This window comes from Aliamphritea spongicola, from assembly GCF_017051665.1.
Lineage (GTDB): Bacteria > Pseudomonadota > Gammaproteobacteria > Pseudomonadales > Balneatricaceae > Amphritea > Amphritea spongicola.
This window is the reverse complement of the sequence record NZ_JAFIDL010000001.1, coordinates 777,736-791,230: the sequence shown is the minus strand read 5'-3', so window position 1 is coordinate 791,230 and position 13,495 is coordinate 777,736. Positions and strand designations below refer to the sequence as shown.

At 51.5% G+C, this 13,495-nt stretch carries 15 protein-coding genes; 12 read left to right on the top strand and 3 right to left on the bottom strand.

From position 1 onward, the window contains the following. The first annotated feature begins 124 nt into the window (after positions 1-124). From fabD to JYB63_RS03650, 10 genes are all read left to right on the top strand, one after another. Positions 125-1,054, top strand: a complete 930-nt coding sequence (fabD, locus tag JYB63_RS03695; RefSeq protein WP_205656451.1) for an ACP S-malonyltransferase — start codon at positions 125-127, stop codon at positions 1,052-1,054. Between the two features lie 37 nt (positions 1,055-1,091). After that, positions 1,092-1,835, top strand: a complete 744-nt coding sequence (fabG, locus tag JYB63_RS03690; RefSeq protein WP_205656450.1) for a 3-oxoacyl-ACP reductase FabG — start codon at positions 1,092-1,094, stop codon at positions 1,833-1,835. A gap of 158 nt (positions 1,836-1,993) precedes the next feature. Further along, positions 1,994-2,227, top strand: a complete 234-nt coding sequence (acpP, locus tag JYB63_RS03685) for an acyl carrier protein (protein WP_205656449.1) — start codon at positions 1,994-1,996, stop codon at positions 2,225-2,227. Positions 2,228-2,313: 86 nt separating this feature from the next. Then, positions 2,314-3,555: a beta-ketoacyl-ACP synthase II gene (fabF, locus tag JYB63_RS03680; protein ID WP_205656448.1), complete on the top strand. Its 1,242-nt coding sequence runs from the start codon at positions 2,314-2,316 to the stop codon at positions 3,553-3,555. A gap of 84 nt (positions 3,556-3,639) precedes the next feature. Next, positions 3,640-4,485, top strand: coding sequence for an aminodeoxychorismate lyase (pabC, locus tag JYB63_RS03675; protein ID WP_205656447.1), 846 nt, complete (start codon positions 3,640-3,642; stop codon positions 4,483-4,485). Between the two features lie 16 nt (positions 4,486-4,501). Beyond that, positions 4,502-5,548: an endolytic transglycosylase MltG gene (gene mltG / locus JYB63_RS03670; RefSeq protein WP_205656446.1), complete on the top strand. Its 1,047-nt coding sequence runs from the start codon at positions 4,502-4,504 to the stop codon at positions 5,546-5,548. Positions 5,549-5,561: 13 nt separating this feature from the next. Further along, positions 5,562-6,206, top strand: a complete 645-nt coding sequence (gene tmk, locus JYB63_RS03665) for a dTMP kinase (RefSeq protein ID WP_205656445.1) — start codon at positions 5,562-5,564, stop codon at positions 6,204-6,206. 24 nt (positions 6,207-6,230) lie between these two features. Then, positions 6,231-7,241, top strand: a complete 1,011-nt coding sequence (locus tag JYB63_RS03660; protein ID WP_205656444.1) for a DNA polymerase III subunit delta' — start codon at positions 6,231-6,233, stop codon at positions 7,239-7,241. Between the two features lie 116 nt (positions 7,242-7,357). Beyond that, positions 7,358-7,708: a PilZ domain-containing protein gene (locus tag JYB63_RS03655; protein WP_205656443.1), complete on the top strand. Its 351-nt coding sequence runs from the start codon at positions 7,358-7,360 to the stop codon at positions 7,706-7,708. Between the two features lie 119 nt (positions 7,709-7,827). Further along, complete coding sequence (locus tag JYB63_RS03650) at positions 7,828-8,604, top strand: TatD family hydrolase (RefSeq protein ID WP_205656442.1); 777 nt, start codon at positions 7,828-7,830, stop codon at positions 8,602-8,604. A 26-nt stretch (positions 8,605-8,630) separates the two neighbouring features. Here JYB63_RS03650 and JYB63_RS03645 read toward each other — a convergent pair whose 3' ends face one another. After that, entirely contained in the window at positions 8,631-9,539 is a 909-nt protein-coding gene (locus tag JYB63_RS03645; protein WP_205656441.1) for a LysR family transcriptional regulator, read from the bottom strand. 117 nt (positions 9,540-9,656) lie between these two features. On the opposite strand from JYB63_RS03645, the gene JYB63_RS03640 reads away from it, so the two are divergent. Together JYB63_RS03640 and JYB63_RS03635 are read left to right on the top strand one after the other, a co-directional pair. Beyond that, complete coding sequence (locus JYB63_RS03640) at positions 9,657-10,601, top strand: DMT family transporter (RefSeq protein ID WP_205656440.1); 945 nt, start codon at positions 9,657-9,659, stop codon at positions 10,599-10,601. A gap of 43 nt (positions 10,602-10,644) precedes the next feature. After that, positions 10,645-11,052, top strand: coding sequence for a secondary thiamine-phosphate synthase enzyme YjbQ (locus JYB63_RS03635; protein ID WP_205656439.1), 408 nt, complete (start codon positions 10,645-10,647; stop codon positions 11,050-11,052). A gap of 61 nt (positions 11,053-11,113) precedes the next feature. Here JYB63_RS03635 and JYB63_RS03630 read toward each other — a convergent pair whose 3' ends face one another. Both JYB63_RS03630 and JYB63_RS03625 read right to left on the bottom strand, forming a co-directional pair. Then, positions 11,114-12,658 (bottom strand): methyl-accepting chemotaxis protein, encoded by a 1,545-nt coding sequence (locus JYB63_RS03630; protein ID WP_205656438.1) that lies wholly within the window; start codon positions 12,656-12,658, stop codon positions 11,114-11,116. A gap of 283 nt (positions 12,659-12,941) precedes the next feature. After that, on the bottom strand, positions 12,942-13,481 hold the full coding sequence (locus JYB63_RS03625; RefSeq protein ID WP_205656437.1) for a chemotaxis protein CheW: 540 nt from the start codon (positions 13,479-13,481) through the stop codon (positions 12,942-12,944). Between the last annotated feature and the right edge of the window lie 14 nt (positions 13,482-13,495).

Below are 13,495 nucleotides of genomic sequence, written 5' to 3'. Positions count from 1 at the left end.
TCCCTGAGCCGTTAAGGCGTTTTATTTTCAGGGGAATACTGTAAACTACGCTGTCAATTGAGCCTGTAGTTATTCTATTTTGTTGTTACAGGTTTCGGGCATTCATCTGCGAATTGAGGTAATAATGCAGCAGTCTCTTGCGTTTGCTTTTCCGGGACAGGGCTCCCAACACCTTTCCATGCTGGCTGAGCTGGCAGAATCTCATCCTGTTATTCAAGCGACCTTTGCTGAAGCATCTGAAGTGCTGGGGTACGACTTGTGGGCGCTGACTCAGGAAGGTCCTGAAGCGGATCTTAATCAGACTGACCGTACCCAGCCTGCGCTGCTGACCGCCGGTGTCGCTTTATGGCGCCTGTGGCAGGAGCAGGGTGGTGAAACTCCTGCTGTAATGGCGGGTCACAGTCTGGGTGAATATACGGCACTGGTATGTGCCGGTGCGATTGACTTTAAAGATGCTGTAAATCTGGTGAAGCTGCGCGGTGAATTCATGCAGCAGGCCGTGCCGGCGGGTACAGGTGCGATGGCAGCGGTGTTGGGTTTGGCGGATGATGCTATTGAAGCGGCGTGTGCTGCGTCTGCAGGTGATGAAGTTGTTTCGGCGGTTAACTACAACTGCCCGGGGCAGGTTGTTATTGCCGGTAATAAAGATGCTGTTGAGCGTGCCAGCGCAGCCTGCAAAGAAGCGGGTGCGAAGCGCGTTGTACCACTGCCTGTCAGTGTGCCGTCTCACTGTGCACTGATGCGTCCTGCTGCTGAGCAGATGGAAAAGGCGCTTGCTGATATTGAAATCCGTATGCCTGATATCAAGGTTGTGCAGAATTTTACCGCACAGCCTGCAGCAGACGTTGATGCGCTGGTACAGAATCTTCTTGCGCAGCTGTACAGCCCGGTATTGTGGACCAACAGTGTCCAGAATATGGTGGCTGAAGGAATTGAAACCATTGTTGAGTGTGGTCCGGGTAAGGTGTTATCCGGCCTCAATAAGAAGGTACACCGTCCGCTGAATGTGGCTGCAATTAATGAGCCGGCCGGACTTGAAAAAGCATTAAGTTAAACACGGTCGTCAGAATCGTGATTATAGGAAGAAAAGTATGAGCATTGAAGGTAAGGTAGCCCTGGTTACCGGTGCCACACGGGGAATTGGTAAGGCGATTGCGCTGGAACTGGGTCGCCAGGGTGCTGTGGTAATCGGTACTGCAACCAGTGATAACGGTGCGGCATCCATTGCTGAATACCTGCAGCAGGCAGGTGTCAGCGGTACCGGTCTGAACCTGGACGTGGGATCCAATGAATCAGTAGAGGCGGTGGTAAAGACTGTACAGGATGAGTACGGTGCGGTTGCTATCATCGTTAATAATGCCGGTATCACCCGGGATAACATCATGATGCGTATGAAAGAAGACGAGTGGGATTCTGTTATGAATACCAATCTGAAATCTGTGTACCGTCTGATGAAGGGTTGTCTGCGCGGTATGACTAAGGCTCGCTGGGGCCGTGTTATTAACGTCAGTTCAGTGGTTGCCTCTATGGGTAATGCCGGTCAGGCAAACTATGCGGCTGCCAAATCCGGTATGGAAGGTTTCAGCCGGGCACTGGCCCGTGAAGTTGCTTCCCGTAACATCACTGTGAACTGTGTAGCACCTGGCTTTATCGATACCGATATGACCAGTGGTTTGCCGCAGGAGCACAAAGATACATTGCAGTCACAGATCCCTCTGGGGCGTCTGGGACAGCCTGAAGAAATTGCATCTGTTGTTGGTTTTTTAGCCAGTGACGCAGGCGGCTATGTGACGGGTGAGACGATCCACGTCAATGGCGGCATGTATATGTCTTAAAGTTCTCTCACGGGAATTGTTTTTTTTGTCAAATTGTTGATAATGGGCCGCAGCTCACTGGATAAAATTGCCGTTAGGCTTGATCCAAGGCGGCGGATTCTAATAAAATCCCTGTTCGCATCTACGGATGTGACTGTCGATAAAAAATAGGAAGAGTTATGAGCAACATCGAAGAGCGCGTTAAAAAAATCATCGCTGAACAGCTTGGTGTAAAAGAAGACGAAGTTACCACTGAAGCTTCTTTCGTAGAAGATCTGGGTGCAGATTCTCTGGACACCGTTGAACTGGTGATGGCTTTGGAAGAGGAATTTGAAACTGAAATTCCTGACGAAGAAGCTGAAAAGATCACTACCGTTAAGCTGGCAATCGATTACATTAACGCAAATCAGTAATCGACATACCCAGAATACCGAGAAGCCGCAACTATAGCGATATAGTGCGGCTTTTCTTTTTGTCACCAAACCCCAGGAGGATCTGAATGTCTCGTAGAAGAGTTGTCGTCACCGGCATGGGCATGCTTAGCCCGGTAGGTAACACTGTCCAGGAGACATGGGCGAATATACTAAACGGCGTTAGTGGTGCTGCTGAAATCACTCATTTCGATGCATCTGCCTTTGGTACACGTTTTTCAGCGTCTGTTAAAGACTTCAGTCTTGACGGTTATCTGAACCCTAAAGACGCCCGTAAAATGGATTTATTTATCCAGTACGGCATGGTGGCAAGCATTCAGGCGATTCAGGACGCGGGTCTTGAAGTCACTGAAGAGAACGCATCGCGTATCGGCGTCGCGATAGGTTCCGGAATCGGCGGTTTGCCGATGATTGAAAATACCCATGATATTCTCAATAAGAGTGGTCCGCGCCGGATTTCACCATTCTTTGTGCCAGGCAGCATCATTAATATGATTGCCGGCAACCTGGCGATTAAGTACGGCTTTAAGGGCCCGAACATTGCTATTACTACTGCATGTACGACAGGTACGCATAATATCGGTCAGGCGGCACGTATGATTCAGTACGGTGATGCTGACGTGATGATCGCCGGTGGTGCAGAGATGGCTACCACACCTTTAGGTCTTGGCGGTTTCTCTGCGGCACGTGCACTGTCTACCCGCAACGATGATCCGCAAGCGGCTTCCCGTCCGTGGGACCGTGACCGTGATGGTTTCGTGCTTGGTGACGGTGCCGGTGTGATGGTGCTTGAAGAGTATGAAGCGGCGAAAGCCCGTGGTGCAGAAATCTATGCAGAAGTCGTTGGCTTCGGTATGAGTGATGATGCACACCACATGACTTCACCGCCGGAAGATGGTAGCGGTGCAGCACTGTCTATGGCGAATGCTATGCGTGATGCTGGTCTGAATGGTGAACAGATTCACTATATCAACGCCCACGGTACTTCAACGCCGGCGGGTGATATTGCTGAATCCAATGCTGCCAAGCTGGTGTTGGGTGAAGCAGCTGCGGCAAATGTCCGTATGAGCTCCACCAAGTCGATGACCGGTCATTTGCTGGGTGCTGCCGGTGCTGTTGAGGCGATCTTCAGTGTGCTGGCTATCCGTGATCAGGTTGCACCGCCAACCATCAACCTGGATAACCCGTCTGAGGGCTGTGACCTGAACTATGTGGCGCATACCGCACAGCAGGCAACGATCGAAGCGGCAATATCCAACTCCTTCGGATTCGGCGGTACTAACGGTACCCTGATTTTCCGAAAAGTCTGAGCGGTATAAAATAAAGGCGTGCCAGGCACGCCTTTATTATTTCTGCTGTGCGTAAAGCGCGCTGTATCGTTAGAGAGAATTCCCATGCTTAGTTGTATCGTCAATGGTCAGCCGGCCAGCACGCTCAGTGTGCAGGACCGGGGGCTGGCATACGGTCAGGGGCTGTTTGAAACCCTGACGCTTATAGAAGGTAAGCCGCAGGGCTGGCAGTTGCATATGCAGCGTCTGGCGCTTGGCGCTGAGCGTTTGGGTATTCCCTTTGATAACAGTCTGTCAGATGCTCTGTCTGATGATCTGGTTAAGCTGTTAGCAGCCACTGAATCATTGCCTGAACGTACAGTTCTTAAAATGATTCTCACCCGCGGAGCAGGCGGCAGAGGCTATGCGGTAACAGAACCGCTGACGCCAAACCGTATTCTGCAACTCAATCCTTTTCCAGTCTGGCCGGCAGATCCGCAGACAAACGGCATCCGGGTAATGCTGTGCGAAACCCGTCTGGGGCTGAATCCTCAGCTGGCAGGAATAAAGCATCTTAACCGGCTTGAGCAGGTTCTGGCCCGCAGTGAATGGCAGCAGCCTGATATCTCTGAAGGCCTGGTCTGTGATATGGAAGGTTATCTGGTTGAAGGAACCATGAGTAACCTGTTCTGGACGCGAAACGGTGAGCTGTTTACGCCTGATCTGACTTACTGTGGAATAGACGGCATTATTCGGCAGCGGCTGATTGAGCGGGCCCGGGAATTACAGATTAAAGTGAATATCGGCCGTTACCAGCCTGCAGATCTGCTGGATGCCGATGAAGTATTTCTGACTAACAGTGTCATTGGTATCTGGCCGGTCACTGAGTGTGTATCAACCGGTTTACAGCAGCGTTGGCAGATCGGTACTCTAAGCCGTCAGCTGAATCAGTGGCTGGCTGAAGAGCAATAATAACAACGGGAAGTATATGTTACGTAAAATCGCCTTTTCATTTCTGTTAACGCTGGCGGTCGTCGCTCTGGCGCTTTATTTTGGCTGGCGTTCACTTAATGGTTATCTTGATGAGCCTTTGCAGCTTGATCAGCCGGAAATTGTGCTGGTTAAGTCCGGAAGCAGCTTTCCGCGGGTAGGGCGTGAGCTTGCTGAAAGGGGGCTGTTGTCGAAACCTGACTGGATGGCGTTTTATGTACGTATGCAAAAGGTTGGACATCTGCTGAAAGCCGGCGAATATCAGATTGAGCCAGGTGTTACTCCGCGGCAGCTGGTTGCTCAACTGGTAGAAGGCAAAAGTATTTCCTACCGCTTTACCCTGATTGAAGGTTCAACCTTTAAGCAGTTGCGCCAGCGTTTAGCTGAGAGCGAAGTGCTGATTCATGAAACCGATGGTCTCAGTGATGAGCAGCTGATGACTGCGCTGGGGCTGGAAGGACAACATCCTGAGGGGCGCTTCCTGGCAAATACTTATCAGTTCCAGCGTGGGATGACGGACCTGGACTTGTTACGCAGAGCCTATCAGTTGCAGGAAAAAGTGCTGACTGAAGAGTGGCAGGCCCGCGCAGAAAAGTTTGAAAGTAAGGTTTTACCTTATAAGGATCCTTATGAGGCGCTTATCATGGCGTCTATTGTTGAAAAAGAAACCGGTTTGAGTTCGGAGCGCCCGGTGATTGCCGGGGTGTTTGTGCGCCGGATGCAGATCGGTATGCGCCTGCAGACTGACCCGACCGTTATTTATGGTATGGGTGATAAATATAAAGGCAACATCCGCCGAAAAGATTTACGTACCCCTACGCCTTACAACACCTATACAATCCCCGGATTGCCGCCAACACCGATTGCAATGGTCGGCCGTGAAGCCATTAAAGCTGCATTGCATCCGGAAGGTGAAAAGTGGCTGTACTTTGTCGCCAAAGGGGATGGCAGTCATCAGTTCTCCGCTACCCTTAAGCAGCACAACAAAGCGGTACGTGAGTATCAGTTAAAGCGTAAAGCGTCATACCGTTCCGCACCTGAATAAACAAAGGAAGTATATGAGTGATCGTCAGGGGTGTTTTATTACACTCGAAGGTACAGAAGGCGTAGGTAAGTCGACGAATCTGGCATTCATTGAAAGTATGCTGGCAGAGGCCGGTGTCAGTTTTTCGCTGACCCGGGAGCCGGGCGGTACACCGCTGGCAGAGGAGCTGCGGGAAATGTTGCTGTCGCCCCGTGAGGAGACGGTTGCTGATGATGCTGAGTTACTGATGGTGTTTGCTGCCCGTGCGCAGCATCTGCAGGCAGTGATTAAGCCGGCTCTGAATGACGGGCAGTGGGTTTTGTGTGACCGTTTTACGGATGCTACCTTTGCGTATCAGGGCGGCGGCCGGGGGCTGGATCAGAGTCTGATTCTGGATCTTGAACAGCGGGTGCAGAAAGGCTTGCAGCCGGATCTGACCCTGTTGCTGGATGTGCCGGTAGAAATCGGCCTTGCCCGGGCAGCTAAGCGCGGTGCGCTGGACCGTTTTGAACAGGAGCAGGTGAGCTTCTTCGAGCGGGTGCGTGCAGCGTACCTGCAGCGGGCGGCTGATGACCCTCAGCGGTTTGCTGTTATTGATGCTTCGGTTTCGCTGGCGGATGTTCAGGCGCAGATCCGTAAGGTGATGACGGCTTTTCTTGACCGGCATCTGACAGCTTAAGAGATAATTTCGCAGGAATTCCAAATGAGTGAAGAGCTCTGGCAAGATCATCCGGTAGTGCTGCCCTGGCTTAAGGAGCGCTGGCAGTATCTGTGCAACCTTAAGCAGCAGGGGCGGTTACCCCATGCGCTGATGGTGAACGGCCCTAAGGGGATCGGTAAAGCCTGTTTTACGATGGCAACAGCCAGTTATCTGTTATGTAAGTCGCCAAAGAATGACGCTGCCTGTGGGCATTGCCGCAGTTGTGAGCTGGCGCAGAGCAGCGGTCATCCGGATTTGTTCCATTTGCAGCCTGATGAGCCGGGTAAGCCTATTAAGGTTGACCAGATCCGTGAGCTTACGGAGTTTATTTACTCGACGGCCCAGCAGGGCGGCTACCGGGTGGTGATTATTGATCCGGCGGAAAGCATGAATGTGAATGCTGCTAACGCCTTGCTAAAAATGCTGGAAGAGCCGGGTAAGGATACTGTTCTGCTGTTGATTACCCACCGTTCAGGTCAGGTGATGCCGACGATTAAGAGTCGCTGTCAGCGCGTTGACTGTGTGGCGCCTGACGGACAAATGGCTGCCCAGTGGTTGGCAACTCAGCTGGAAATGGAACCCCGGGATGCTGAACAGCTGTTGCGTATTGCGCATAATTCTCCGTTGCAGGCTATGGCTTACAAGCAGCAGGATTATCTGGGGCTGCGGAGCAAGGTGCTGGCCGGTCTGGCTGATATCCTGAAAAACCGCCGCAGTACCATTGAAGTGGCGCAGGCCCTGCATAAAGAAGATCTGGAGTTGATCCTGGCCTGGCTTTACGGGCTGGTGAATGATATTGCCCGTCTGGCTGCCGGGCAGGAAGATACTGAGCTGCTGCGTCACAGGGATGTTCAGAATATGTTGCTGGCGGTTTCCCGCCGGGCTGACCCGCAGCAGCTGTTTGCCTTTGCGGATGAAGTGCATGAAGCACGTAAGTCTGTGATGTTTCGGTTAAATCCCAATAAGCAATTGCTGTTAGAGAAGCTTCTGTTCGGCTGGCAGAGCCTGCGTTAATCTTTAATCTTGGCAGCCAATGCAGTAAGCTGTGTGCACGGTGAGCGGTTGTTACATACCGTCACCGGACAGGACAGTATTCGAATAAGTATTCAGATCAGGGAGACTTTGGCCAGATGTCAGTAATTCCTCGCATGAGCCATGGCATATTGTCATTATCGATCAATACCAAAGAGGATTTGTATAAGGCCTACATGCCGTTCATCGTTAACGGCGGTCTGTTTATTCCGACTCCCCGGACATATCAGTTAGGGGAAGAAGTGTTTATGCTGCTGACCTTGATGGAAGAGGATGACAAGATTCCGGTTACCGGAAAAGTTGTCTGGGTAACGCCCCGTGCAGCCCAGGGTGGACGTATTCCCGGTATCGGCATTCAATTATCACAGGAAGATTCAACCCTGGTACGAAAGATTGAAACCTACCTGACCGGTGCTCTGAATTCCGGTCGCCGTACTGACACTATGTAGTGTGCTGTATAATATTGCAGCCACGCATTTCTCCCTTTTAAGCACTATTTTGCTGCTTACTTTCTGTGTCTTTTCCCTTACAATGCCGGCACTTTTTTCCCATGTTGTGATCAGGTCCGATGTTTGTAGATTCCCATTGCCACTTAGATAAACTGGATTTCTCCTCTGGCGATACCCTTTCCCGTGTATTGACGAGCGCCGCTGAGCGTCAGGTCAGCAAAATGCTGTGTGTCTGTGTTGATATGCAGAACTTTACACCGATGTATGATCAGATTGCCGGGCTTGATCAGGTATACGCTTCAGTGGGGGTGCATCCACTGAATACTGCAGAATCACCGGTTACGGTAGATGAGTTGCTGGCTAAAGCAGAATTGCCGAAAGTGGTCGCGCTGGGGGAAACCGGGCTGGATTATTTTTATCAGCAGGATACTGTTGAGATCCAGCAGCAAAGCTTTATTAATCATCTGGATGCGGCAAAGGTAAGTAAACTCCCTGTTATCGTGCATACCCGGGATGCACGCCAGGATACTCTGGATATTCTCCGGCACCATGCTGACTTTGAAGTAGGCGGTGTTCTGCATTGTTTTACTGAAAGCTGGGATATGGGGCGGCAGGCGCTGGATATGAATTATCTGTTGTCTTTCTCCGGCATTATTACCTTTAAAAATGCCGCTGAGCTCCGCGAAGTTGTGAAGCAGACGCCGCTGGATAAGATGCTGATCGAAACAGATTCACCCTATCTGGCACCGGTGCCGTACCGGGGTAAGCAAAATGAACCGGCTTATGTGGCTGAAGTCGCGCAATGCATTGCTGATATTAAAGGCTTGCGTGTCGAAGATGTGGCGCGAATCACCACGGATAACTTCTATCGGCTGTTCAGCCGGGCGGCTGATTAACCTCGAAATATTCTGTGCCGGTACATTCAGCCGGCTTTGATATCCTCAATGTGCTGCTGCAGGATGGTTCGCATCGCTTTACCTGCATTACTCAGCGGATGATCCTTTGACCAGGCCAGCAGGCATTGCCGTTGCAGGCCTGGCTTGCTGATTTTCAGCGTACGTACTTCTTCAGGCAGTTTTATGCCTTCTGGCATCACCGTATAGCCAAGCCCCCGTCGGGCAAGCTCAATCTGAATCTGCATGGATTCAGCTTCGATGACTGTATTCAGGGGCTGATTGTTCCGGAACGCTTCCCTTTCAAGTAATGCCCGCAGACCGTGAGGGCGGTTGGGTAGAATCTGCGGAAGTTTCAGTGCATCGGTCAGTGATATTTCATTGCCCTGTATTTCCGGATAATCACCGTTAATCGGGTGCGTGTCGGGCGGGGCAATCAGCTGCATGGACTCTTGCCAGAGCAGTTCAGTGCTCAGGTTTGCGCTGAGGGCGCCTTTGTAGAGGATACCCATATCAATACGTTCTTCCAGTAACGCACGTTCCAGTGCCCCTGAAAGTAGCTGTACGACCCGTAACTGCACGTTTGGATAGCGTTTGTGAAATGCTTCAACGACCGGTCCGGCAAGCCGGCTTCCTGCTGTTGGGGGAAAGCCGATACACAGGGCGCCACGCACTTCACCCTGTAAGCCGGCCAGCTCGCTGCTGAGCTTTTCCATTTCATCAATAATAATGCGTGCCCGTTCAGCCAGTATCTCACCGGCTTCCGTGAGTTGTACTCCGCGACCTGTCCGGTGCAGCAGGCGTGAGCCGGCAGAATCTTCAAGTGCTTTGAGCTGGCGGCTGAGTGCGGGCTGACTGATATCCAGCCGGGCAGCGGCCTGGCTAAGGCTGCCCAATTCAGCAATGTGCAGAAAGCTTCGTAAGTGTTTTGAGTCCATGATTATGACTTAGATATGCAAATATGTAATATCTGATAGATAAGTCATGATATCGATTTATGTGACGTGCGCGCAAATAATATCCGGACACATTCACTGAATCCGGAAAATTTTCTGATGAAAGCAATACAGACAGCAGAGCAGCAGGCTTTGTTGATGATATTAATCGCGACAGCGGCATTGTCGCTTAAGGGGATACTGGCCAAGTTTGTCTATGCGGCGGGAACGGATGTAACGGTATTGCTTCTACTGCGCTTTGGTTTGGCCGTGCCTCTGTTCTGGTTGTGGTATGGCTACTCACGGGGCAAAGCAAAACCGGCTGGAGAGTCCGTTGCAGCCATGCCGAAAATGCGGCAGGTAAAGCAGTTAATGATTGCCAGTGCGTTGTTTTTTTCAGCGACCTATGCGGATTTTCAGGCGCTTGTACTGATTGATGCCGGACTATCCCGCCTGATCCTGTTTACTTTTCCTGTCTTTGTTGTGCTTATTAATGCCGGGCTGAACCGGGCTATACCAGGAGGGTTACAGATACTGGCACTGTTACTGGCCTATGCGGGCCTGGTAACGGTGATGTTTCAGGGCGGTGCCGGAACAAGTCTTGAGAGCAATGTGAACCAGGCAGAGGGTATTAGTTGGGCTATGGTGGCTGCCATGTCTTATGCTGTCTATCTGGTGTATAGCCAGCGAGTGATGAAATATATGTCTTCAGCGCTGTTTTCAGCAGCCAGCGGCAGTTTTATTTTATTGCTGATGATTGTGTTCTATCTGTTCCAGGGCAGCCCTGATCTGAGTTACAGCGCAGAAGGTGTGATGTGGAGTGCTTTAATTGCGGTGTTGTGTACGGTGTTGCCGTTTTTGCTAATGCACGAAGCTATTCGTCTAGCCAGTGCAGAACGGGCCAGCAGGGTTGCTCTGGCCGGACCGGCAATGACGCTGTTGTTTGCCTGGTTGTGGTTGGGGGAGGTGCTGTTACCGTTGCAACTGATCGGTTGCGTAATCACCGTCGCCGCAATCGCCTGGCTTGAGAAGCTGCGCGTTGTAACTGGTGTGCCGGCCCGCTGAGCTGTATGCTTGCCGCATATAACAGGCGGTACAGGTAAGGTAAATGGTAACAACACTGGACATTAATACCCGTGGTCAGGGGTTATATGAATTTACGGAACAGCTTGCTGCGCTGGTGAGCCGCAGTGGTATTTCAGAGGGGCTGTGCACCATTATGATCCGGCACACCAGTGCCAGCCTGTGCATTCAGGAAAATGCAGATCCCAGTGCCCAGCATGATCTGGAGCGCTGGCTGAACAGATTAGTACCGGAAAATGACTCACTGTATACCCATATCTTTGAGGGGGCTGATGATATGCCTGCGCATATCAAAGCGGCGCTGACGGCAACCAGTCTGTCGGTACCGGTTCAGGGAGGGAGGCTGATGCTGGGGACCTGGCAGGGCGTGTTTTGTTGGGAGCATCGCCATGGCAGCCATCGCCGCAGTATCGCAGTGCATATCGGTGGTTAGAGAGCAGTGATCTGAAATTAAAAACGGCCGCTTTTGCGGCCGTTTCTGTTTGTTCAGGCAGTTATTTTATCCGGCTGACGATTTGGGAAAGATCTGCCACCAGCGTCGCTAGTTCTTCACTGGCGTCGGTTGTCTGGCTGACGGATTCGCTGCTTTGTTCTGAAACTGTGCGTATCGACATAATGCTGTTGCTGACTTCTGTGGCAGCCGCGCTTTGCTGGCCCGCTGCGCTGGCGATCTGATAGGTACCCTGAGAGATCGTATCGATGGAGGTCGCCACGTCTTCAAATGCCTGATTTGCCTGCAGTGCCTGGTCGATACTGTTCTGAGCTTTCTGCTGGCTCTGCTCCATGGTTTCGACAGTGATGTTAACCTGCTTCTGAATACCGTCGATGGTTTGATGTATTTCGCCGGTGAACTCCTGAGTGCGTTGAGCAAGCGCCCGGACTTCGTCCGCAACCACCGCGAATCCGCGGCCGTGTTCGCCGGCCCGTGCGGCTTCGATGGCCGCATTCAGTGACAGCAGGTTAGTCTGATCTGCAATATCGTCAATAATGCTGATGGTTGCACCAATTTCCTGTGCCTGGGTACGCAGTTGCTCTGATGACTGAGAGGCCGTGCTGACATCGGCAACCAGCTCTTCAATGCTGTTGTGCATGGTGTTGATGATGTTTTTGCCAGACTGTGTCTGGGTAACGACCCGCTGGGTTTCATCGGACGTCTGGCGGGTGTTGGCCGCTATTTCATCGGCGCTGGCCGACATCTGTTCAGCTGCGGCGGCCAGCATGTCGGTTTCATTGTTTTGCTGCTCGATACCAAAGCTGGTTTTGATCAGAGCATCCCGGGTGGTATGCATGACGCCGTCCAGTGTGCCGATGGCATCTTCAATCCGTCCGGTAATGGTACGCAGCTGTGCTTTTTGCATTCGCATTGCGACTTCAACAGCGCCGGTTTCGTCCATGCGACCGGTCATTGCAAGTTGTGCGACGGGGTTGTCGTACACCTCACGGGAATTGTTTAGCAGCTTTTGCAGCGGGCTCAGCAGGCGGAAAGCCGTATAGCCTACGGCGCCGGTGGTTGCTGTCAGAACGAACAGCTTGCCGGTGGTATCCAGCGGCATAAAGCTGACAGAGCCTGCCACGGCAATGCCTGCCAGCAGGGTAGCGCCTATTTTTACCATCAGGCTTTGTCGTGTGAAGGATACTCTGGAATCGTTATTCAGGCGTTTGTAAAGCCGGGTGGCCAGTTGTTTTTCTTCCTCGCTTGGGCGGGTACGTACAGACTGGTAGCCGATTTTGGTGCCGTGTTTATCGTAAATAGGCGTGACAAAGGCCCTTACCCAGTAATGATCACCATTCTTGCAACGGTTTTTTACCAGGCCCATCCAGGGTTGATCCTGTTTCAGGTGTTGCCATAAATCGGCAAATGCGGCTTTAGGCATATCGCTGTGACGGACTACATTGTGGTGTTGTCCGACCAGTTCTTCCAGGCTGTAGCCGGATACATCAACAAAATCCTGATTAGCATATGTAATCCGACCATCAAGGTCCGTGGTGGATATCAGTCGGGTGGATGCTGAGTACTGGCGTTCGGTGTTACTGGTCAACCTGGATATCTCCTCGCAAAGCACCGGCGGATGGGGCTTGCCGGGTAATGTACATACACGTTACTTGTGTCTGAAAATGGCGGAAGAGTAATATTAGATTAACTAATAAGCAAAGCAATTATCACCAAAATGATGATATCTACGACTAATTATTCAGCTTACAGTCATGATGAGATTAAGTGGTGTCGGTGGTGTGCTGGAAAACGCTAAATAAAGGTAATTTTGAAGCAATAAAAAACCCCTGGCCAAAGGGCAGGGGTTTAATGATGTAGCCGTGTTCTGATTAGGCGTAATCAGGGCTCAGGCTGCGGTAACCTGACAGCATTTTAGCCAGATCCAGCAGGATGATAAGTTGTTCATCCCGGTAGCATACGCCCTGTACGTAATGGCGGGCGGTTTCGTCGCGGCCCAGGTTCGGCGCGCGGTCAACTTCACTGATTGGCAGGTTGATAACCTCATCAACACCGTCCACCAGCATGCCGATAACTTCTTCATCATCAAACTCTGCTACCACGACCCGGGTATCGTTGTTGATGTCAGAAGCTGGCAGGTTGAACAGATCGCGGGTGCTGATAACTGTGACGACATTACCCCGCAGGTTAATGATGCCCAGAATGCCAGGCAATGAACCCGGAACAGGGGTGATCTCGGTATAACGCAGAACTTCCTTAACCTGCATTACATCAATGCCATAAAGCTCTTCAGCTACGGTAAAAGTAGCCCATTGCTTCATTTCTTCCTGAGTTTGGCCTTTTTTCTCCAGTTCGGAGTCACTTAACTGCTCCAGTTCCTGAAGGTGTTTCGTGGCTTCTTCTAAACTCATAGTTCACCTACAAC